Annotated in this window: 24 protein-coding genes and 1 other RNA gene; 15 read left to right on the top strand and 10 right to left on the bottom strand. The window is 68.5% G+C overall.

Translation table 11 applies throughout. The features are described 5' to 3' along the window. Window positions 1-2 precede the first annotated feature (2 nt). Genes BLU08_RS14235 through BLU08_RS14215 form a run of 5 tightly spaced genes read left to right on the top strand, consistent with a single transcriptional unit; the run spans window position 3 to window position 3,046 of the window. Window positions 3-380 (top strand): Na+/H+ antiporter subunit C, encoded by a 378-nt coding sequence (locus BLU08_RS14235; protein WP_090201480.1) that lies wholly within the window; start codon window positions 3-5, stop codon window positions 378-380. Next, entirely contained in the window at window positions 377-1,906 is a 1,530-nt protein-coding gene (locus BLU08_RS14230) for a monovalent cation/H+ antiporter subunit D (RefSeq protein WP_090200508.1), read from the top strand. Before BLU08_RS14235 ends, BLU08_RS14230 begins: the two co-directional genes overlap by 4 nt. Beyond that, complete coding sequence (locus BLU08_RS14225) at window positions 1,906-2,394, top strand: Na+/H+ antiporter subunit E (RefSeq protein WP_197676875.1); 489 nt, start codon at window positions 1,906-1,908, stop codon at window positions 2,392-2,394. Before BLU08_RS14230 ends, BLU08_RS14225 begins: the two co-directional genes overlap by 1 nt. Next, window positions 2,391-2,660: a K+/H+ antiporter subunit F gene (locus BLU08_RS14220; RefSeq protein WP_090200503.1), complete on the top strand. Its 270-nt coding sequence runs from the start codon at window positions 2,391-2,393 to the stop codon at window positions 2,658-2,660. Before BLU08_RS14225 ends, BLU08_RS14220 begins: the two co-directional genes overlap by 4 nt. Next, complete coding sequence (locus BLU08_RS14215; protein ID WP_090200500.1) at window positions 2,657-3,046, top strand: Na+/H+ antiporter subunit G; 390 nt, start codon at window positions 2,657-2,659, stop codon at window positions 3,044-3,046. The genes BLU08_RS14220 and BLU08_RS14215 overlap by 4 nt, the downstream gene beginning before the upstream one ends. Window positions 3,047-3,052: 6 nt before the next feature. On the opposite strand, the gene BLU08_RS14210 is transcribed toward BLU08_RS14215, so the two are convergent. Beyond that, window positions 3,053-3,244 carry a DUF3008 family protein gene (locus BLU08_RS14210; protein WP_090200497.1) on the bottom strand — a complete coding sequence of 64 codons (192 nt, stop codon included), beginning with the start codon at window positions 3,242-3,244 and terminating at the stop codon, window positions 3,053-3,055. Window positions 3,245-3,333: 89 nt separating this feature from the next. Continuing rightward, entirely contained in the window at window positions 3,334-3,771 is a 438-nt protein-coding gene (locus BLU08_RS14205) for a VOC family protein (protein ID WP_090201478.1), read from the bottom strand. Between the two features lie 99 nt (window positions 3,772-3,870). Here BLU08_RS14205 and BLU08_RS14200 point away from each other — a divergent pair, with 99 nt between their 5' ends. Continuing rightward, window positions 3,871-4,593: an SIMPL domain-containing protein gene (locus BLU08_RS14200; RefSeq protein ID WP_172801044.1), complete on the top strand. Its 723-nt coding sequence runs from the start codon at window positions 3,871-3,873 to the stop codon at window positions 4,591-4,593. A gap of 7 nt (window positions 4,594-4,600) precedes the next feature. On the opposite strand, the gene BLU08_RS14195 is transcribed toward BLU08_RS14200, so the two are convergent. Next, on the bottom strand, window positions 4,601-5,560 hold the full coding sequence (locus BLU08_RS14195) for a TorF family putative porin (protein WP_157674573.1): 960 nt from the start codon (window positions 5,558-5,560) through the stop codon (window positions 4,601-4,603). A 295-nt stretch (window positions 5,561-5,855) separates the two neighbouring features. Between BLU08_RS14195 and BLU08_RS14190 the strand changes: the two genes are divergently transcribed. Further along, a complete protein-coding gene (locus BLU08_RS14190) occupies window positions 5,856-6,662 on the top strand; it encodes a metallophosphoesterase family protein (RefSeq protein ID WP_090200490.1) in 807 nt (268 codons plus the stop codon). 75 nt (window positions 6,663-6,737) lie between these two features. Then, window positions 6,738-8,048 (top strand): UDP-glucose/GDP-mannose dehydrogenase family protein, encoded by a 1,311-nt coding sequence (locus BLU08_RS14185; protein ID WP_090200487.1) that lies wholly within the window; start codon window positions 6,738-6,740, stop codon window positions 8,046-8,048. On the opposite strand, the gene BLU08_RS14180 is transcribed toward BLU08_RS14185, so the two are convergent. From BLU08_RS14180 to BLU08_RS14160, 5 genes are all read right to left on the bottom strand, one after another. Beyond that, window positions 8,045-8,833 (bottom strand): hypothetical protein, encoded by a 789-nt coding sequence (locus BLU08_RS14180; RefSeq protein WP_090200485.1) that lies wholly within the window; start codon window positions 8,831-8,833, stop codon window positions 8,045-8,047. The genes BLU08_RS14185 and BLU08_RS14180 overlap by 4 nt on opposite strands. Window positions 8,834-8,942: 109 nt before the next feature. Continuing rightward, an RNA gene (rnpB, locus tag BLU08_RS14175) (RNase P RNA component class A) lies at window positions 8,943-9,377 on the bottom strand. 39 nt (window positions 9,378-9,416) lie between these two features. Further along, window positions 9,417-10,127: an N-acetylmuramoyl-L-alanine amidase gene (locus BLU08_RS14170; protein ID WP_090200483.1), complete on the bottom strand. Its 711-nt coding sequence runs from the start codon at window positions 10,125-10,127 to the stop codon at window positions 9,417-9,419. 65 nt (window positions 10,128-10,192) lie between these two features. Further along, the gene (locus BLU08_RS14165) at window positions 10,193-10,846 is read right to left on the bottom strand and encodes a histidine phosphotransferase family protein (RefSeq protein WP_090200481.1); all 654 of its coding nucleotides are present in this window, start codon (window positions 10,844-10,846) and stop codon (window positions 10,193-10,195) included. Between the two features lie 10 nt (window positions 10,847-10,856). Next, the gene (locus tag BLU08_RS14160; RefSeq protein ID WP_369816801.1) at window positions 10,857-11,252 is read right to left on the bottom strand and encodes a M67 family metallopeptidase; all 396 of its coding nucleotides are present in this window, start codon (window positions 11,250-11,252) and stop codon (window positions 10,857-10,859) included. A gap of 29 nt (window positions 11,253-11,281) precedes the next feature. Here BLU08_RS14160 and BLU08_RS14155 point away from each other — a divergent pair, with 29 nt between their 5' ends. Both BLU08_RS14155 and rpoH read left to right on the top strand, forming a co-directional pair. After that, a complete protein-coding gene (locus BLU08_RS14155) occupies window positions 11,282-12,235 on the top strand; it encodes an RluA family pseudouridine synthase (RefSeq protein WP_233996008.1) in 954 nt (317 codons plus the stop codon). A gap of 118 nt (window positions 12,236-12,353) precedes the next feature. Beyond that, window positions 12,354-13,253, top strand: coding sequence for an RNA polymerase sigma factor RpoH (rpoH, locus tag BLU08_RS14150; RefSeq protein ID WP_090201475.1), 900 nt, complete (start codon window positions 12,354-12,356; stop codon window positions 13,251-13,253). 16 nt (window positions 13,254-13,269) lie between these two features. On the opposite strand, the gene BLU08_RS14145 is transcribed toward rpoH, so the two are convergent. Further along, window positions 13,270-13,956 (bottom strand): hypothetical protein, encoded by a 687-nt coding sequence (locus BLU08_RS14145; RefSeq protein ID WP_090200474.1) that lies wholly within the window; start codon window positions 13,954-13,956, stop codon window positions 13,270-13,272. Between the two features lie 88 nt (window positions 13,957-14,044). Here BLU08_RS14145 and mtgA point away from each other — a divergent pair, with 88 nt between their 5' ends. The 5 genes from mtgA (at window position 14,045) to BLU08_RS14120 (ending at window position 17,809) form a co-directional block, all read left to right on the top strand. After that, window positions 14,045-14,716, top strand: coding sequence for a monofunctional biosynthetic peptidoglycan transglycosylase (gene mtgA / locus BLU08_RS14140; protein ID WP_090200472.1), 672 nt, complete (start codon window positions 14,045-14,047; stop codon window positions 14,714-14,716). A 5-nt stretch (window positions 14,717-14,721) separates the two neighbouring features. After that, complete coding sequence (locus tag BLU08_RS14135; protein ID WP_090200470.1) at window positions 14,722-15,675, top strand: cation diffusion facilitator family transporter; 954 nt, start codon at window positions 14,722-14,724, stop codon at window positions 15,673-15,675. After that, window positions 15,675-16,271: a sigma-70 family RNA polymerase sigma factor gene (locus BLU08_RS14130; protein ID WP_090200467.1), complete on the top strand. Its 597-nt coding sequence runs from the start codon at window positions 15,675-15,677 to the stop codon at window positions 16,269-16,271. Before BLU08_RS14135 ends, BLU08_RS14130 begins: the two co-directional genes overlap by 1 nt. After that, window positions 16,268-17,068, top strand: coding sequence for an anti-sigma factor domain-containing protein (locus BLU08_RS14125; protein ID WP_233996007.1), 801 nt, complete (start codon window positions 16,268-16,270; stop codon window positions 17,066-17,068). Before BLU08_RS14130 ends, BLU08_RS14125 begins: the two co-directional genes overlap by 4 nt. Window positions 17,069-17,239: 171 nt before the next feature. Beyond that, complete coding sequence (locus BLU08_RS14120; protein WP_090200466.1) at window positions 17,240-17,809, top strand: fasciclin domain-containing protein; 570 nt, start codon at window positions 17,240-17,242, stop codon at window positions 17,807-17,809. A gap of 452 nt (window positions 17,810-18,261) precedes the next feature. Here BLU08_RS14120 and BLU08_RS14115 read toward each other — a convergent pair whose 3' ends face one another. Further along, a complete protein-coding gene (locus tag BLU08_RS14115) occupies window positions 18,262-18,984 on the bottom strand; it encodes an aspartate/glutamate racemase family protein (RefSeq protein ID WP_090200463.1) in 723 nt (240 codons plus the stop codon). Between the last annotated feature and the right edge of the window lie 163 nt (window positions 18,985-19,147).

Raw genomic sequence — 19,147 nt, 5'->3', positions numbered from 1 at the left:
GCATCGAATTCCTCGTCGCCAGCGGGATCGGCGTGCTGACCGCGGCGGGGGTCTATCTTACCCTGCGCACGCGGACCTTCCCGGTCGTGCTCGGCATCGCGATGCTGTCCTATGCGATCAATGTCTTCCTGTTCGCGATGGGCCGGCTGACGGTCAACCGCCCGCCGATCTACGGCAAGGACGTCGCCGAATACACCGATCCGCTGCCGCAGGCCCTGGTGCTGACCGCGATCGTGATCAGCTTCGGCATGACCGCCTTCGTCGTGGTGCTGGCGCTCAGGGCCTATCTCGAAAGCGGTTCGGACCATGTCGATGACGGACCGGACGAGCCACCGCCCCGCGAAGACGGCCTCGCCCTCCCGCGCGAGGACCGGGAATGAGCGACATCGTCCTCGTGCCCGTGCTGCTGCCCGCGGTGATCGCGGCGCTGTGCCTGTTTCGCGGCGTGCGCCTGTCGCACTGGGCAAGGCTGCTGTCGGGCGGTTCGACCCTGCTGATCCTCGCCAGCGCGATCGCGCTGTTCGTCTCCGCGCGGGACGGGACGGTCTCGACCTACGAACTGGGCGACTGGCCGGCGCCTTTCGGCATCGTCATGGTGCTCGACCGGCTTTCCGCGCTGATGGTGCTGCTCTCCAGCGTGCTCGGCGTCGTCGTGCTGGCCCATGCCGTCCTCACCGGGCTCGACCGGCGCGGGGTGCATTTCCACCCGCTGTTCCAGTTCCAGCTGCTGGGCATCAACGGCTCCTTCCTGACCGGCGACCTGTTCAACCTGTTCGTCTTCTTCGAGGTGCTGCTGATCGCCTCCTACGGCCTCATGCTGCACGGGCAGGGGAAACGGCGGCTTCATGCCGGGGTGAAATACGTCATCGTCAATCTGGTCGGTTCGACGCTGTTCCTCGTCGCGGTCGGCCTGCTCTACGGGGTCACGGGGACGCTCAACATGGCGGACATGGCGCTGCGCGTGGCCGAAGCCCCGGCGGGCGACCAGGCGCTGATCCGGGTGGGGGCGCAATTGCTGATCGCGGTCTTCGCCCTGAAGGCTGCGCTGCTTCCGCTCCACCTGTGGCTGCCGCAGACCTATGGTTCGACCAGTCCCGCGGTCGCGGCGCTGTTCGCGATCCTGACCAAGGCGGGCGTCTATCCGATCATCCGCGTGACGGTCCTGATCTTCGGCGCGGAAGCGGGCGCGGCGAGTTTCGCCCCGGCGGGCTGGATGCTGCCCGCGGCCATGCTGACGATCCTCGCGGGCTATCTCGGCGTGCTCGCGGCGGGCAACCTGAGGCGCCTCGCCGCCTTCGGCGTGATCGGCTCGACCGGGACGCTGCTCCTCGCGGTCGCCCTGTTCACGCCCGAGGGGATCGCCGCGGCGCTCTATTACATGCCTCATTCGGTGCTGGCCGGGGGGCTCGTCTTCCTCGTCACCGACCTCGTGCGGCGCGGGCGGGGCGAGGACGAGGACCACCTGCGCGCCTCCCGCCCGTTTGCCGGGATCGGGCAGGTCTCGGCGCTGTTCATGCTCGCGGCCATCGCGCTCGCGGGCCTGCCGCCGCTTTCGGGCTTCATCGGCAAGGTGCTGATCCTCGCTGCGAGCGCCGGGGCGCCGCTTGCCCCGTGGATCTGGGGCGCGGTGCTGGGCGGGAGCTTCTTCGCCATTCTCGGCCTCGCCCGCGCCGGGAGCACGCTGTTCTGGAAGGTCGAGGGCGAGCCCGGCGCACCCCCCCTGCGCCGCCGCCGGGCCGAAACTGCGCCTGCCTGGGGCCTCCTGGCGCTGGTCGCCGCGCTCGCGCTGTTCGCCGGGCCGGTGACCGATTACGCCGCCGCCACGAGCGCGCAATTGTTCGAGCGCACCTCCTATATCGAGGCGGTGCTGGGCGCGGGCGAAGAACGGGGAGCGGGGTACCGGTGATGCAGCGGCTCTTCCCCCATCCCGGGCTTTCGGGCCTGCTCGCGGTGTTCTGGGTGCTTCTGTCGAACAGCCTCACCTGGGGTTCGGTCATCATGGCGGCGATCGTCGCCGTGGCGATCCCGCTCTTCACCTCGCCCTATTGGCGCGAGAAGCCGCGGCTGAGATTCGGCTGGGCGATGGTCGAATACCTGCTGGTGGTGCTGTGGGACATCGTGGTCGCCAATTTCGAGGTCGCCTGGATCATCCTGACCAAACGCGACCGGGACCTGAGGTCCGCCTGGCTCGTCATCCCGCTCGAGGTCGAACAGCCCGAGGCGATCACGGCGCTTGCGGGCACGATCAGCCTGACGCCCGGCACGGTCTCGACCGACGTGTCCGCCTGCGGGCGGATGCTGCTGGTTCACGCGCTCGACATCGATGACCACGAACAGGCCGTCGCGCGGATCAAGTCCCGCTACGAGGCCCGGCTGAGGAGGATCTTCCGATGATCGATTTCGCCGTCTCCGCGGGGTTCTTCATCATCGCGTTCGCGCTGGTGCTGAACCTGTGGCGCCTGCTGCTGGGTCCGACGCGCGGCGACCGCATTCTCGCGCTCGACACCATGCTGATCAATGCGATCGCGCTGATCGTGCTCTACGGCATCCACGAAAGATCGACCTACTATTTCGAAGCGAGCCTGCTGCTCGCCATGGTCGGTTTCGTCGGGACGGTCGCCTACACCAAGTTCCTGCTGCGGGGGGACATCGTCGAATGAGCCCGCTGGCAATCCAGATCGCCGATGCCGTCATCGCCGCGCTGATCCTGATCGGGGCCGCGTTCGCCCTGGTCGGAAGCTGGGGGCTGGTGCGCCTGCCTTCGCTGATGACGCGGCTGCACGGGCCGACCAAGGCGACGACCCTCGGCGTCGGCGGGATCCTGCTTGCCTCGATGGTCTATTGGCCGGTCCACGAAGGGCGCTACACCTTCCACGAACTGCTCATCACCATCTTCCTGTTCATCGCCGCACCGATCACGGCGAACATGATCGCCAAGGCGCATCTTCACCGGCAGGGGAACTGCATCGACCCCAACCCTGCCGACGACATCCGCGAAGGCCTGCCGAAACGCGACCGCTGGGCGACCTTCACGAGGGACGACTAGGCCGGGTCAGTCATCGTCGTCGACATGCTCCGGCTTGCCCTTGCGCGGGCCTTCGGCGAAGTCCTTGAGCTCCTCCTCGCTCATGCTGTCATACATTTCCTTCGAGGCGCCCTGGAGCTCGGAAACCTTGGTCTCGCCGCGCTTGGCGGACAGGGCGGCTCCGGCCGCTTTCTGCTGGGCTTTCGACTTGGCCGGCATGGCATTTCTCCTCTCGCTTCTCCCGCCCCCCGCGACCGGAACGGACCATGCGAAGCACAGGTTCCGGCGCGGGCCGGGAGCGGCGCAGGCTACCACGTGCCGACATTCTCCATGCTGGCCCAGGGTTCACGCGGTTCGAGCCGGCCGTCCTGCAGCAGTTCGACAGAGATCCCGTCGGGCGATTTGACGAAGGCCATGTAGCCGTCGCGCGGCGGGCGATGGATCGTGTGGCCCGCATCCATCAGGCGCTGGCAGGTCTCGTAGATGTTCTCCACCCGGTAGGCGAGATGGCCGAAATTGCGCCCGCCGTCATAGGTTTCGGGCTCGCTCCCGTCCTCGGGCGGCCAGTTCCAGGTGAGCTCGACCTCGGCCAGCCCCTCCTGCCCGGGCGCCGCGAGGAAGATCAGGGTGAAACGCCCCTGCTCGACATCGAACCGGCGCACTTCCTCGAGTCCGATCAGCTCGAAGAAGGCGACCGTCGCTTCGGGATCGGTCACGCGGATCATGGAATGGAGATATTTGGTCATCGGCATCCTCAACGGTTTCGTCGGCCCTTCTAGCACGCGTTCAAAAACGGTTCATCGGCGATTGCGCACATCTCGTCGCACAGGCAGGCGGAGGGCAGGATGGCTGGGGAAACGGGTGCGCAGGCGGCGAACATGCGCTGGTTCGGGACGGCGGCGATCGCGGCTTTCGGCATGATCGCGGGCGGATACCTGCTCGGCGACGGGCTGCTGCGCGCGAAGGAGGCGGACCGCGCGGTCACGGTGCGGGGCCTTGCCGAACGCGACGTGACCGCGGACCTCGCGACCTGGACGATTTCCTATTCTGCCTCCTCCACCAGCCTCGGCGAGGCGCAGGCCAAGGCGCGTTCGGACACCGAGGCGATCGAGGCCTTCTTCGCCGACCTAGGCTTTCCGGCCGGGGAATTGCAGCCAACCGGCGCGAACGTGTCGAGCTTCGTTCAGGACGGCCGCACCACCTACACCGTGCGCCAGCGCCTCGCCTTGCGGACGGAGGACATCGAACGCGCCCGGCAGGCGGTTGCGCGACAGTTCGATCTCGTGCGGCGCGGCGTGTTCCTCGAGGAAGGCTCGGGCATGAGCTATGCCTTCACCGGGCTCAACGACATCAAGCCCGAAATGGTCGCCGAGGCGACCCGCGACGCGCGCGCCGCCGCGCAGCAATTCGCCGAGGATTCGGGCGCGAAGGTCGGCTCGATCAGGGAGGCGACGCAGGGCTATTTCTCGATCGAGGCGCGCGACGGCGAAAGCGGCGGCTGGGGCCAGTCTGACAGCCCCTACAAGAAGGTGCGCGTGGTGACGACGGTCAGCTTCTCGCTCGAATGAACGGGCTTCAGAAATAGGCCGTCAGCGTGGCGAGAACGGTCCCCGAGGTCGGATTGAAGGCGCCCGGCGGCGCGACATCGTCGGCCGCGTCGACATAGGCGACGCCGAGCACCAGCGGCGTGTCCCGGATCGCCCAGTCCGCGCCCAGCGACCAGTCGAGCGACACGTTCTCGCCTGCGAAATCCACGGCCCCGTCGGTGTAGCCGAGATGCGCGTTGACCGTCACCGGCGTCCCCGGAACGCCCGCCGACAGGTCGGTGTAGAGATAAAGGTTGTCGCGCCGCACCCCGCCGAAGGCGAGCCCGTCGCGGCCGACGTCCCACGCCCCGCCCACGACCGCGCGCGCCGGGCCGAGCGTGAAGCCGAGCGAGCCGTAAAGCTCGACATAATCGAAGTCGCCCGCCGGCGCGTCGGGAAAGGTGTAGGCGATGACGCCGAGATTGGCGTCGAGCCCCTCCGCCACGTCGCCGCTCCAACCGGCGTAGAGGTCGAGTTCGAAGCCGCCATAGCCGGTCGTGTCGTCGTCGATCGTGGTGGCGAAGGTGCCGGCGTAGAAGCCCGAATCGTGCGCGATGTCGATGCCGCCCTGCAACGCCGGGTCGCCGCCCGACAGGTCGATCCCGCGAAAGCGGTATGCGCTCGCGATCGTCGCGTTGGCGCTGACGGTGAGGCCCCCGCCCGAGATGGCGCTTGCCGCGCGCCCTTCGCCCCCTCCCGCGCCCCATCCCCCGTCTTCGCCGCCGATCGGCGCGCGGGCCGGAGCGACGAGGACCGGCGCGGCGCGTTCGTCCTGCTCCCGCGGCACCTCCGCCACAGGCGATTCGCTCCCCGAAGCGCCCGCGGGAGCGGCGGCGAGCGCGGCGAATGCCGCCGGAATGGACCACGTGAAGGCGCGCCGGCGCCCGGCAGGCTTGCGGCCTTCCGGGCGCGCCGGTCGTTCCATCCCCGCTCTCGTCGCTGTCCTCACGATCGGCATTCCCTTCCTTTTCGTCCCGCATCCGGCGGCGCATTTCGCCGGAACGCCCGATTCCGTCGACGAAGCGTGTCGCACGACGGAGCGCCCGTGCCCCTTGCTCAGTTGCCGTTCAGTCGCAAGCCGCTTAATGGCCGCTCATGAACAGACGCTCCGATCCGGCTGCATCGCTCTCTAGCCCGGAACGGTCCCGAAGCCCAAGGGTTGCCCACCCGTCCGCGGCGGCGACGATCGATCGATCCTTGCCGCTTCGTGCGTCCCCGTCCCCCCTGCACCGTCTGCCGATTCCATGCTGAACGCGCTCAAGGACTTCTTTCGCCCCGCCCCGGCCGTTCCCGCCCCGCGGGTCCCGGCCGGCACGCGCTATTACGTCATCGGCGATATCCACGGCCGGCTCGACCTGTTCGAGACGATGGTCGACGCGATCGAGGCGGACCTTGCCCGGGCCGACATCGACGAAGCGCGCATCATCCTCCTGGGCGACCTTGTCGACCGCGGGCCAGACAGCGCGGGCGTGCTTGCCCTGACCCGGGATTGGCAGGCCCGGCGCAACGTCCGCGTGCTCGCCGGCAATCACGAGGAAATGTTCCTCCAGGCCTTCGAAAAGCCCGAAATCCTGCGCCATTTCCTCAAGCACGGCGGGCGCGAGACGATCCTGTCCTACGGCCTTTCGCGCAAGCGGTTCAACACGCTCGAGCTGGAGGAATTGTTCGAATTCCTGCCCGAACTCGTCTCCCGGAAGGAGCGCGACTACATCGCCTCCTTCGAAGAGATGATCGTCGCGGGCGATTACGTTTTCGTCCATGCCGGGGTCGATCCCGCCCGCCCGCTCGACGAGCAGAAGCGCAGCGACCTTTTGTGGATCCGCGACCGCTTCCTCGACCACGAGGGCCCGCTGGAAAAGGTGGTGGTGCACGGCCACACGATTTTCGACCGGGTGATGGATTGCGGCAACCGAATCGGAATCGACACTGGCGCTTTCCGCTCGGGTGTGCTTACGGCCCTCGTGCTCGAGGGCGACCAGCGGCGGGTCATCCAGACCTGCCGCGAGGATTCGGGGCCGGTGGAAATCTTCCACGGGGACAGGGCGCGATAGCCCCGCCGCGAAAGGTCGCCGCGTGACAAGGATGGCAGGCTGGCGGCGCCGCGCGCGCCCGGGGGAACGGTACTGATGAAGATCGCGATGGTGGGTTCGGGCTATGTCGGGCTCGTATCTGGCGCCTGTTTCGCCGATTTCGGGCATGACGTGGTCTGCATCGACAAGGACCAAGCCAAGATCGACCGCCTGCACGAAGGCGTGATGCCGATCTACGAGCCCGGGCTCGACGCGCTGGTCGAAAGCAACGTCAAGGCCGGGCGGCTCGCCTTCACCACCAGCCTCGCCGAGGGCATCAAGGGCGCCGACGCGATCTTCATCGCGGTCGGAACGCCCAGCCGCCGAGGCGATGGCCATGCCGACCTCACCTTCGTCCACGCCGTTGCGAAGGAAGTCGGCGAGAAGCTTGCGAACGATGCTGTCGTCGTCACTAAGTCCACAGTCCCGGTCGGCACCGGTGACGAGGTCGAGCGGATCATCGGCGAGACCGGGACGCCGCACAAGGTCTCGGTCGTCTCCAATCCCGAGTTCCTGCGCGAAGGCGCCGCGATCGGCGACTTCAAGCGGCCCGACCGCATCGTGATCGGGGCCGAGGACGAGTTCGGCAAGCAGGTGATGAGCGAGGTCTACCGCCCGCTGTTCCTGAACGAATCGCCGATCCTGTTCACTTCGCGGCGCACCAGCGAGCTGATCAAATACGCCGCCAACGCCTTCCTCGCGACCAAGATCACCTTCATCAACGAGATGGCGGATTTGTGCGAGAAGGTCGGCGCGAACGTGCAGGACGTCAGCCGCGGGATCGGGATGGATGGCCGCATCGGCCCGAAATTCCTCCACGCTGGCCCCGGCTATGGCGGATCGTGCTTCCCCAAGGACACGCTGGCCCTCCTCAAGACCTCCGAGGATTACGACAGCCCCACCCGCATCATCGAGGCGGTGGTCAAGACCAATGAAAGCCGCAAGCGCGCGATGGGCCGCAAGGTCGTCGACGCGCTCGGCGGGGCGGAGGCGGCGCGCGGCAGGAAGGTCGCCCTCCTTGGCCTGACCTTCAAGCCGAACACCGACGACATGAGGGACAGCCCCTCGATCGCGATCGCGCAGACGCTGCACGATGCCGGGGTCGAGGTCGCGGCCTATGATCCCGAAGGCATGGAACTCGCCCGCCCGCTGATGCCCGAGGTCACGATGTGCAAGGACCCCTACGAGGCGATCACCGGCGCCGATGCGACCGTGATCGTGACCGAGTGGGACGCCTTCCGCGCGCTCGATCTCAAGCGGATGAAGGAGCTGGCCAAGGCGCCGGTGCTGGTCGACCTCAGGAACATCTACAACCCCGAGGACGTGCGCGCGGCGGGGTTCGCCTATACCAGCGTCGGGCGGGTCTAGACGCCCAGCCAGTGGCGGCGATTGGCGGGCCGGGCCAGCCCGAACAGCGCGGCCGCCAGGACCAGCGCGCCGCTCGCGAAGCAGGCGATGGCGATGCTCTCCGCCTCCTGCCCGCCGCGCGCATGGATCGCCGCCAGGGCCCAGCAGAACACCAGCGCGTACCAAGGATTGCCCCGGCTGCGTGCGACCGCCAGCGCCGCGACGAGACCGCCCACGCCGACCATCGCCGCCGCGGCGAGCGGGTTGGCGGAGCCTCCGCCGATACCGTGATAGACGAGGCTCGCCGAGATGTTGACGATGCTGGCCGCGGTCAGCCAGGCCGCCAGCGCGCTCAGCACCAGCGCGGCGAACCAGCGTTCGCCCGCCGACAGCCTTTCCGCTGCCGACAGCGCACGCAGGCAGGCGAGCAGTCCGGCGAGCGAGACGAGGATGATGAGCGCCGAGACGAACGTGAGATTGGCGAACTGGGTGTAGAGCGCCCAGACCCCCTGCGCGGCGAGCGCGACGGCCGCTGGCCAGGCGATCCGCGCGAGCAGCGGATTGTCGCGCTGCGCCGGGAGCGCCTGCCACAGAGCGAACGCCGCGCTGCCGAGGAAGAGCGGCCCCCAGATCGCGAAGGCCCAGCCCGACGGCGTGATCAGCGTGCGGACGCTGGCCGAACGATCGCCGATCTCCTCGCCGAGGCCGAGATCGGGCAGGAAGGTCGCACCGACCTGCACCACCACCGCGAACACCACCGCGAGGCGCTGGACAAGGGAGCGGGCGGGCTGGCCGGGACTTCTCATAGCGCCGTCATGCCGCAAGCGCGCCCAGCCCTCAAGCAGCGGTTGCGAAGCACAGCCGCAGGCTGAACCGGCAGGGAAGCCAAAACCACCCGAAAGCAGCCAAGCAGGAAACGTCAGGGGGCCAATAAGCCGGGTTCTGTCCCGCGCGCGGTATCCCTTGCGGGACCGGCGCCGCGGGGGCAGCCATTCATCTGGGCCGCCCGTTGCCGGACGGCTCTAGCAGCCAACCCGGGCCTCTCGGGGCGAAACTCCCCTGCCCGCCGCGAAGGACGGACGCGAGGCCCCTATTTGGCCTTGCTCCGGGTGGGGTTTGCCATGCGGACGCCGTTGCCGGCAGCCCCGGTGCGCTCTTGCCGCACCCTTTCACCCTTGCCTGTGCCCCCTGGCTCCCGAAGGAGCGCGGGCCATCGGCGGTATGCTCTCTGTGGCACTTTCCCTGACCTCGGGGCGGACCCTTCGGCCGGCGGGCGTTACCCGCCACCCTCGTTTCGTGGAGCCCGGACTTTCCTCGCGCCCTGCGGCGCGCGGCTGCCTGGCCCCCTGACCGGGCGGATATAGGCGCGAGGGACGGCGAAGGGTAGCCCTATCGCGTCAGGCCGCGGTCGCGGTCGAGCAGGAGCTGGAACAGGATCGCGCCGATCTGTCCGTCGATCGCCCCGTCGATCAGTTCGGGCCGCCAGCGCCGCTGGAACGCCTCGACCGCCGCGGTCGCATCGGTGATGTCGTAACCGAACCGCTCCAGCGCGAGCATGAAGGCCCCGTCGTTCTGGAACGGGTCGCCGAGGTCGAGCTTTTCCGGCTTGGGCAGGCACAGCCCGTATTCGGCCAGCCGGTCCCACGGAAACAGCTCGCCCGGATCGATCTTGCGCGCGGGCGCGACGTCGGAATGGCCGACGACGTTGGCGCGCGGGATGTCGTGATCCTCCACGATCGCGGCCAGCAGCGGGACGAGCGCCCGGAACTGGGCCTCCCTGAATTCGCGGTAGCCCCCGGCGTGGCCCGGATGGTCGAGCTCGATCCCGATGCTCGCCGAATTGACGTCGGTGATCCCGCGCCAGCAGGACACCCCGGCGTGCCAGGCGCGTTTCCTTTCGGGCACGAGCTGGGTGACGGTGCCGGTCTCGCTGATGAGGTAATGCGCCGAAACGCCGGATTCGGGATTGATGAGCTTGCCCAGGGCCTGTTCGACCGGCTGCATCTCGGTGTAGTGCAGCACCACCATCGTGATCGGCAGCGCGCGCTCGTTGAAATTGGGCGAGGGAACGATGGCATGGACCAGCTCGCCCCCGCGCATGCCTTCGGGCGGGATCCCGCGCGGGGCCGGTACCGGGCCGCCCGGGGGGACGCTCGGCGGGGCGGTCACCCGATCATTCCGTCGGGTTCGGGGATCACCGCGCCCAGCACCAGCGCCTCTTCGGTGAGGCGGTATTGCAGCCCGCCGCCGAGCTCGTCGGCGAGCAGCGCGATCATGTGCGCCGCCGCGGTGCGGCTGGTCAGCTCGCCCGGTTGCAGTTCGTCCTGCAATGCGCGGCCGATCGCCTCGTCGAAGGCGATGCGCGGGCCGGTGGCGCGGGCCACGATCTCGATATTGCCTTCCAGCCGTTCCGTCCCGATGTCGAGCCGGCCGCCGCGCACCAGCGCATCGAGCGCGATCTGGGAAAGGTTGAGCAGCACCTTGATCGCGGGCTTGGGCAGGCTGCTTGTCGCCATGGCCCACTGGATCTCCACCTTCCGCGCCTCGCCCGCGAGCGCGCCGATTACCTGCTGCGCCTCCTCGATCGGGACGCTTTCGCCAAAGCCCCCGGCGGCGCCGAAAGCGAGGCGGAAGAACTTGAGCTTGTCGGTGCTGATCTTCGCGCTCGCCTCGAGCAGTTCGATGCAGCGTTCGCGCATTTCCGGGTCCTGCTCGTCGGCGAGCAGTTCGAGCCCGTTCGAGAGCGCGCCGACCGGAGAGAGCAAGTCATGGCACAGGCGCGAACACAAAAGCGCCGCGAGATCGGTCTGCGAGGTCATGCGGGCGACCTTAGCCTTCGATTATCGCGCTGCAAAGCGTCTCGAAACCGTCTTGCGCGGCGCGGAAGAAGGCGAGGTCGCACACCCCCGCGTCCCCTCCCGCGATGGCCCAGATCCGCCCGTCCCCAGCCGCCATCGCGCGGTCGGTGGCGGACGGCGCGGCCGGGCCTTGCGGGTGCGAGTGGAAATAGCCGACGAGGGCGGGCCCGCCGGCGCGCGCGGCACGGTGGGCATCGATCAGGGCCTGGGGGTCGATCTCGAAACGGCGCGCGGGGTCGGGGTGGACATTGGCCGCAGGGACGAAGGCGTCGATCCGCGAGCCCGCACCGAGCAGGATCCCGCAGGCCTCGAACGGATGCGCCGCGCGCGCCGCCGCCAGCATCGCGTCCGCCGCCCGTCTTGTCACCTCACATCGCATGGCGCATGGCCCTACCCGTGTCAGAGCGCGAAATCATCACCGGCACCATTGCCGCTCCCGACCGGCTCGACAAGGCGCTGGCCGAAGCGAGCGGGCTCAGCCGCGCGCGGGTGCAGGCGCTGATCGGCCAGGGCGCGGTCGAGGTCGGCGCCGCAACGGCGAGCGGCGCCTCGGCCAAGGTCGCGGCGGGCACGCCCTTCCGCATCACGCTTCCCCCGGCGGCCCGGCCCGAGGCCCGCCCGCAGGCGATCCCGCTCGCCATCGCCTACGAGGACGAGCACCTCCTCGTGGTCGACAAGCCCGCCGGCATGGTCGTCCACCCGGCGGCGGGCAATCTGGACGGCACGCTCGTCAACGCGCTGCTGCACCATTGCGGGCCGGGTCTTTCGGGGATCGGCGGGGTCGCGCGGCCCGGCATCGTCCACCGGATCGACAAGGACACCTCGGGCCTTGTCGTGGTCGCCAAGACCGACGCCGCGCACGAAGGCCTTGCCGCGCAATTCGCCGAACATTCGGTCCATCGCCGCTATCTTGCCGTGACCGGAGGCGTGCCGCGCCCGGTCGAGGGCACGATCGCGGGCCGGATCGGCCGCTCGGACGCGAACCGCAAGAAGATGGCGGTGCTCGCCGAGGGCAGTTCGCGCGGCAAGCACGCGGTCACGCATTACCGTGTCCTGCGCGCGTTCGCCCACGCCGCGCTGGCCGAATGCCGGCTGGAGACCGGCCGCACTCACCAGGTGCGCGTTCACTGTGCGTCAATCGGCCACGCGCTATTGGGGGATCCGCTCTACGGGAGCACTCCGAAACCCCTCAGGCCCCTGATCGCCCGGCTCGGCTTCGCCCGCCAGGCGCTCCATGCGGCCGAGTTGGGTTTCATGCACCCGATCTTGCGCAAAAGGGTCCGTTTCGAGAGCATTCTGCCGCCCGACATGCAGGAACTGATCGACGAACTGGATCGTTTTGATCGATGAAAAGCGCACACGGATGCGCGCCCATCATGTATAAGCCAACCTGTGACCCGAACGGCCGGATGCCCATCAGGGGTCCGGCAAAAGCGGTCGACAACAGAAAGGTCCGTTGAAAGTGAGCATTACCAAGACCCCCTCGGTCCCGGCGCTCAGCGGAGAGCAGAGCCTCAACCGCTACCTGTCCGAGATCAAGAAATATCCCGTCCTCACGGCCGAGCAGGAATACATGCTGGCCAAGCGTTACCAGGAACATGAGGATCCCGAAGCCGCCGCGCAACTGGTCTCCAGCCACCTGCGGCTCGTGGCCAAGATCGCGATGGGCTATCGCGGCTACGGCCTGCCCGTGTCCGACCTCATTTCCGAAGGCAACGTGGGCCTGATGCAGGGCGTCAAGAAATTCGAACCCGATCGCGGCTTCCGCCTCGCGACCTACGCGATGTGGTGGATCAAGGCGTCGATCCAGGAATTCATCCTGCGCTCGTGGAGCCTCGTGAAAATGGGCACGACCGCCGCGCAGAAGAAGCTGTTCTTCAACCTCAGGCGGATGAAGAAGCAGCTCGAAGCCTACGAGGACACCGACCTCAGCCCTCAAGACGTGAAAAAGATCGCGACCGATCTCGGCGTGCCCGAACAGGAAGTGATCAACATGAACCGCCGGATGATGATGGGCGGGGACGGCTCGCTCAACACGCCGATGCGCGGGGGCGAAGAAGGCTCGGGCGAATGGCAGGACTGGCTGACCGACGACCGCCCGCTGCAGGACGAACTCGTCGCCGAGGCCGAGGAAGCCGACGTGCGCCACGAAATGCTGATCGAGGCGATGGAAGCCCTCAACGAGCGCGAGAAGCACATCCTCACCGAACGGCGCCTGACGGACAAGCCGCAGACGCTCGAGGAGCTGTCGCAGGTCTACGACGTGTCGCGCGAACGCATCCGCCAGATCGAGGTGCGCGCCTTCGAGAAACTGCAGAAGGCGATGCAGCGGATCGCGGGCGAAAGGCTGCTGCCGGGCGTCGCGTAAGCGTCAGAACGCAGAATCAATCGGAAGGGTCGGATGCCTCGGTGTCCGGCCCTTCTTCGTTTGTGTCCTCGACCCGTTCGAGTGTGCCGAGCGGCTTTTCGCGCAGCATCCGCTTGGCGAGCGCGAGCAATTCCGCCCGGCTTTCGACAGCGCAATAGCGAGTGGTCCAGACATCCATCCCGCTCGCCTCGCGCACGCTTCCGCGCGGGCAGCGGCGTTGCAGGATGGTGAAGCGCCGCACAAGATCGCCCCCCTCGGCCTCCCGAGCGAGCAGCACGTAGGCGCTGCCGGGCACGAAGCCCTTCTGCAGCACCCACAATTCCCATGCGCGCCCGTCCGTGCTGCCCTCGCCGATCATGGCGAACAGGCCGCGCGAAAATTCGCCTTCTCCGAGCTCCTCGCGCTCGTCCGCCTCCAGCAGGTTCGCCGCGCAATGGAACACGCCGTAGTTCCTTACCCTCAGCCACCACGGATCAGCGTATTCGTCCTCAAGGTTCGGCGTGAAGCGCCAGTCGCCGAAGGCGACCCGGCTGGCACAGCCGGCAATGGTATCGGCGTCCGGGACCATCCCGCGCGGCCAGACCTGCTTCCAGTCGAATGTGTAGAGCGGAACCGGCGCGTGGATAAGCTCGGCCTCGAACACGTATTTTTCGTCCTCCGCCAGCGCGGGCGCGGCAAGGAGCATCGCAGCGAGGACGAACATACGCCGCATCGCACATGGCATAGCCCGCCGCGCCGCACTCGCAAAGATCGCCGTTCCCCGCGCCGTGCCGCCGCGCTAAGGAAGCCCCATGCTCCTCACCCTCGCGCGCATTGCCGCGAAGATCATCGTCGGCTTCGTCGCGCTCACGGTGCTGCTGGTGCTGGTTTTCAAGTGGATTCCCGTCCCCGTCACCGCGACCATGGTGATGGACGAGAACGGCATCACGAAGGATTGGGAAAGCCTCGCGGGCATCGACCCGAACCTCGTCTATGCCGTCATCGCCGCGGAGGATTCGAAGTTCTGCGAACATTCCGGCTTCGACACCGAGGCGATCGAACAGGCGCTGCGCGAGCGCGAGGAAACCGGCCGCGTGCGCGGGGCCTCCACGATCAGCCAGCAGACCGCCAAGAACGTCTTCCTGTGGCAGGGCGGCGGCTGGTTCCGAAAGGGCCTCGAAGCGTGGTTCACCTTCTGGATCGAGCTTGTCTGGGGCAAGGCCCGCATCATGGAAGTCTATCTCAACGTCGCCGAAACCGGCATCGGAACCTACGGCGCCGAAGCCGGGGCGCAGCGCTATTTCGGCCATTCCGCCGCCCGCCTCACCCCCGACGAGGCGAGCCGCATGGCCGCCGCGCTGCCAGCTCCGAAAAAGCGCGAGGTGCGCTCCCCCTCCGGCTGGCTTGCCCGGCACGGCAACAGCATCGAACGGCGCATCGGGATCGTCAGGCGTGACGGGCTCGCCGCCTGCGTCTATGGATAGGCGCGATGGGTTTCGCGCATTCACATGACCATTCGCACGGCCACGCCGGCCCTGCCCATTCGCACGGGCACGGGCATGGGCACGGGCATTCCCATGCGCCGAAGGATTTCGGACCGGCCTTTGCGATCGGCGTCGCGCTCAACACGGTCTTCGTCGTGGTCGAGGCGGCGGCGGGCTGGCTCTACGATTCCATGGCGCTGCTCGCCGATGCGGGGCACAACCTGTCCGACGTGCTCGCCCTGCTGCTCGCCTGGGCCGCGTCCGAAGCCGCCAAGCGCCCGCCGCAGGGCCGCTTCACCTATGGTTTCAAGAGCTCGACCATCCTCGCCGCGCTCGCCAACGCGCTCCTCCTCGCCATCGCGGTCGGGGCGATCCTGCTCGAGACCGCGCATCGGCTGTTCGAACCGTCCGAACCGCAGGGCGCGGTCATGGCGATCGTCGCCGGGATCGGAGTCGCGATCAACTCGTTGACAGCCTTGCTGTTCATGCGCGGCCAGGAGGATCTGAACATCAAGGGGGCCTATCTTCACATGGCGGCCGATGCGCTCGTCTCGCTGGGCGTGGTCGTCGCGGGGCTCGCGATCTGGTGGAGCGGCATCGCCCTGATCGATCCGCTCGCCAGCCTCGCCATCCTCGCGGTGATCGCCTGGGCGACCTGGGGTCTCGCGCGCGACAGCGTGAAGCTCGGGCTCAACGCGGCGCCCGCGGGGATCGACGTCGAGGAAGTGCGTCGCCACCTCGGCGCGCTCGACGGGGTGACGGCGGTGCACGATCTGCACGTCTGGCCCATGTCCACCACCGAAACCGCGCTCACCGCCCACCTCGTCATGCCGCGGGGCGAAGGCTCGGACGCCTTCCTGCGCGACGCCGCCCGTTCGCTGCGCGCGCGGTTCGGCATCGGCCATTCGACCATCCAGGTCGAGCGCGACGAAACCGCGGCCTGCGAGCACCCCTGCTGATGGCCCGGCGCAACCCTTCCGAGGACGCGGCGAGCCAGGCCGCGATCGCCCGCGACCATCTGCGCGCGGCGATGGTGCGGCTGGCACGCGGCGACAGCGCCGCGCTGGAGGAGATTTACGCCGCCACGCACGTGAAGCTATACGGCATATGCCTGCGTATCTTGGGCGACAGGAAGGAGGCCGAGGACGCCTTGCAGGATGTCTATGTCAATCTCTGGCAGCGGGCCGACCGCTACGATCCCGACCGCGCGAGCCCGATCTCGTGGCTGGCGACCTTCGCGCGCAACCGCGCGGTGGACCGCCTGCGCGTGGGCCGCGTGCGGGGGGGCGCTGTCGGGATTGAGGAGGCCGCGCCCCTGCCCGACGAGGCGCCGCTCGCCGACGACCTGCTGATCGATGCCGAGCGCGCGGCGCGGGTCCATACCTGCCTCGGCACGCTCGACGACAACGCCGCGACCAATATCCGCGCGGCCTTCTTCGACGGGTTCACCTATGCCGAACTGGCGAGCCGCGCCGACGTGCCGCTGGGCACGATGAAAAGCTGGATCCGGCGCGGCCTGCTCAGGCTGCGCGAATGCCTGGACAAGGGCGAATGAGCGCCGGGCAGGACATGGCGAAAGGCGAACCGGGCGGCGGCCCGGTGCTGGCGGCCGAATATGCGCTGGGCCTGCTCGAAGGCGAGGCGCTGCTGACGGCGCGCGGTCGCATGGCGAGCGATCCCGCCTTCGCCGCAGAGGTGCGGCAATGGGAACAGCGGCTCGCCCCACTGCTCGACGAAGTGCCCCCCGCCATGCCGTCGAGCGAGGTGTGGCAGCGGATCGAGGCGCGGGTCAACGCGATCAGGGCCACCCGGGCCGAGGCGGACCGCCCCGGCGGCAGCGCATCGGACGTGAACGTCGTCGAACTGAAGGACAGCCTGCGCCGCTGGCAATGGACTGCCGGGCTGACCTCGCTCGCGGCGGCGGTGGCGCTCGCGCTGATGGTGTTCTCGCCCGAGAACACGCCTGCCCCCGCGCCGGGCGGCGCGGTCGAGACGCCGCCAGTCGCGCAGGCCGATCCGCTGGTCGCGACCGTGCCGATCGGCGACACCGGGCTGCGGCTCGACGTGACCTGGATCCCCGAAAGCGAGCGCATGGTGATCGCCGCGATCGGGCTCACCCCCGACGGCGTGCATGACCACGAGTTGTGGCTCGCCCCGCCGGGCGGCGGCGACCTGCTATCGCTCGGCGTGGTCGAACCGGGCGAGATCCGCAGCATGAAGCTCCCGCAGGAAATCGGTCGCAACCTCGCCGAAGGGGCGGGCCTGCTGCTCACCCGCGAACCGCTGGGCGGCAAGCCCGAAGGCGTCGATGCCGGCCCGGTCGTGGCCGAAGGCTCCTTCACCGAAGTCTGAGGCCCCGCGCCCCGCCCGAGGCCGCACGCCTCGACGTGGCTGAGGCACGAGGCATCGCGCAAAGCCGCAATCTCCCCCGATAAACGCCTTGGCGCCGCATCCGACCCTGCCCCCCGTGCGTAGTTTCGCGGCAAGATCGGGAGAGCTTGCGTCATCAAGGAGAGTTTGCACATGCGCCTGACCCCGAACAGTTTCAAAGCCGCCCTTCTCGCCGGGATCGCCTCGGCGACCGGCTTCGCCGCGCTGACCGCTGCCCCGGCCGCCGCCGATCAGCACAAGGTCGCCCAGATGGAAACCGGCACGATCGTCGACATCGCCAAGAGCACCGGGATGCACGACACGCTGGTCGAGGCGGTCGTTGCCGCCGAACTCGCCGAAACGCTGTCCGGCCCCGGCCCGATCACCGTCTTCGCGCCGGTCGACGACGCTTTCGCGGCGCTGCCCGAAGGAACCGTGGAAGCCCTGCTCAAGCCCGAGAACAAGGGCGCCCTGCAGGCAGTGCTGACCTATCACGCGGTGCCCGGCAAGGTGACCAGCGCCGATCTCATGAACCTCGTCCGTCAGGGCGGGGGCTCGGCCACGCTCGAGACCGTCCAGGGCGGCACGCTCACCGCCATGGCGATGGACGACGAGATCGTGATCACCGACGCCGCCGGGCGCCAGACCAGAGTCGTGAAGGCCGATGTCGAAGCCTCGAACGGCATGGTCCACGCGACCGATGGCGTGTTCCTGCCGGGCTGATCCCCGGTCTGGCGACAAGCTCGCGTCGGCCCCCATCCGCCTCCCACACGGGACGATGCGTCACGCGCCCCGTCCGGCTCCTCCTCCAGGCCGGGCGGGGCCTTTTCCTTCTCGCCAAGGGCGTCCTGCGCGTGCAGGCGGGGCGAATGGTGGTAGGTTCGCGGCAGGCCGCAGAGCGGCGCTGAACCCGAGCGGCAGGTCCGTGCATTGGTGAACTGAAGGGCGGCGCGAAGGCCGCCGGTCCGAAACACTGACAAGGGAACGCAACCGACTTGCTGCCCATCGCCGTCAAAACACTCTTCAATGCCGCGACCGTGGGCACGGTGTATCTCGTCGTCGATGCGATCTTCTGATCCGCGCGGCAGGCAATCGAACAAGGAACAGGCCAAAGGCGTCGTCCTGTTCCCCCCCTCCCCCCTGAGGGCGGCGCCGAATGCAGCCCCGTCCGGCCATCATGGCCCGGGCGGGGTTGTCTTTTGGGAGAGTTGCGAAAGCGCGCGATTCACGGCGGCCTCGGCATGGAGCGCGGTGGTGTCGAACAGCGGGAGCGCGCTGTCTTCCGGAGCGACCAGCAGCCCGATCTCCGTGCAGCCGAGCACCACGCCTTCGGCCCCGCGCTCCGCCAGCCGCGCGATCACGCCGCGATAGGCCGCGCGCGACGTTTCGAGGAAGCGCCCGGCGACGAGTTCCTCGTAGATCACCCGGTGGATTTCAGCCCGGTCGGCGGCCTCGGGCACGATCACCGCAAGACCCTCCGCCTCGAGCCGTTCGCGGTAGAAGGCCTGTTCCATCGTGAAGGCGGTGCCGAGAAGACCGACCCGCGCATGGCCCGCTCGCCGTATCGCCTCGGCCGCGGGGTCGCAGATATGCAGCAGGTCGAGCGAGGTGGCCGCCTCGATCCGGTCGGCGAGCTTGTGCATCGTGTTCGTGGCGAGGACGAGGAAATCGGCCCCGGCCGCCTCCAGCCGCCGCGCGCTCGCCGCCAGCATGTCGCCGAGCGCGTCCCACTCGCCCGCCCGCTGGAGCGGTTCGACCTCCCCGAAATCCACGCTGTCCATGACGATCCGCGCCGAATGCGGCGGGCCAAGGGCATCACGGATGCCGCGGTTGATGAGCGCGTAATAATGCGCCGAGCTTTCCCAGCTCATCCCGCCGATGATGCCGATCGTTCGCATGGTCGCTCTCCTAGGGCGCGATCCTGAAGCCTGCCAGCCGCTCGCGCCTTTCCCGCGTTTCGTAAAGCGCGATTGCCGTCGTGCTCGGCAAGGCGATGCAGGCCGATAGAGGCGCTCGTTGGTCGGCGGGCGAGCGGGCCGCTCCCCGCGCGCCCGGCGTTCG

This window comes from Erythrobacter sp. HL-111, from assembly GCF_900105095.1.
GTDB lineage: Bacteria > Pseudomonadota > Alphaproteobacteria > Sphingomonadales > Sphingomonadaceae > Erythrobacter.
The sequence above is the reverse complement of the archived record's forward strand: the minus strand, read 5'-3'. Positions and strand labels throughout refer to the sequence as shown.

Bases quoted from the DNA above. Each gene is read 5' to 3' on its own strand.
- BLU08_RS14185 (WP_090200487.1), top strand. From the start codon at position 6,738: ATGAAGATCGCGATGGTGGGTTCGGGCTATGTCGGGCTCGTATCTGGC.
- BLU08_RS14220 (WP_090200503.1), top strand. From the start codon at position 2,391: ATGATCGATTTCGCCGTCTCCGCGGGGTTCTTCATCATCGCGTTCGCG.
- BLU08_RS14190 (WP_090200490.1), top strand. From the start codon at position 5,856: ATGCTGAACGCGCTCAAGGACTTCTTTCGCCCCGCCCCGGCCGTTCCC.
- BLU08_RS14205 (WP_090201478.1), bottom strand. From the start codon at position 3,771: ATGACCAAATATCTCCATTCCATGATCCGCGTGACCGATCCCGAAGCG.
- BLU08_RS14210 (WP_090200497.1), bottom strand. From the start codon at position 3,244: ATGCCGGCCAAGTCGAAAGCCCAGCAGAAAGCGGCCGGAGCCGCCCTG.
- BLU08_RS14130 (WP_090200467.1), top strand. From the start codon at position 15,675: ATGGCCCGGCGCAACCCTTCCGAGGACGCGGCGAGCCAGGCCGCGATC.
- BLU08_RS14180 (WP_090200485.1), bottom strand. From the start codon at position 8,833: ATGAGAAGTCCCGGCCAGCCCGCCCGCTCCCTTGTCCAGCGCCTCGCG.
- BLU08_RS14215 (WP_090200500.1), top strand. From the start codon at position 2,657: ATGAGCCCGCTGGCAATCCAGATCGCCGATGCCGTCATCGCCGCGCTG.
- BLU08_RS14135 (WP_090200470.1), top strand. From the start codon at position 14,722: ATGGGTTTCGCGCATTCACATGACCATTCGCACGGCCACGCCGGCCCT.
- BLU08_RS14125 (WP_233996007.1), top strand. From the start codon at position 16,268: ATGAGCGCCGGGCAGGACATGGCGAAAGGCGAACCGGGCGGCGGCCCG.
- BLU08_RS14170 (WP_090200483.1), bottom strand. From the start codon at position 10,127: ATGCGCGGGGGCGAGCTGGTCCATGCCATCGTTCCCTCGCCCAATTTC.
- BLU08_RS14230 (WP_090200508.1), top strand. From the start codon at position 377: ATGAGCGACATCGTCCTCGTGCCCGTGCTGCTGCCCGCGGTGATCGCG.
- BLU08_RS14145 (WP_090200474.1), bottom strand. From the start codon at position 13,956: ATGTTCGTCCTCGCTGCGATGCTCCTTGCCGCGCCCGCGCTGGCGGAG.
- BLU08_RS14225 (WP_197676875.1), top strand. From the start codon at position 1,906: ATGCAGCGGCTCTTCCCCCATCCCGGGCTTTCGGGCCTGCTCGCGGTG.
- BLU08_RS14115 (WP_090200463.1), bottom strand. From the start codon at position 18,984: ATGCGAACGATCGGCATCATCGGCGGGATGAGCTGGGAAAGCTCGGCG.
- mtgA (WP_090200472.1), top strand. From the start codon at position 14,045: ATGCTCCTCACCCTCGCGCGCATTGCCGCGAAGATCATCGTCGGCTTC.
- BLU08_RS14165 (WP_090200481.1), bottom strand. From the start codon at position 10,846: ATGACCTCGCAGACCGATCTCGCGGCGCTTTTGTGTTCGCGCCTGTGC.
- BLU08_RS14200 (WP_172801044.1), top strand. From the start codon at position 3,871: ATGGCTGGGGAAACGGGTGCGCAGGCGGCGAACATGCGCTGGTTCGGG.
- BLU08_RS14120 (WP_090200466.1), top strand. From the start codon at position 17,240: ATGCGCCTGACCCCGAACAGTTTCAAAGCCGCCCTTCTCGCCGGGATC.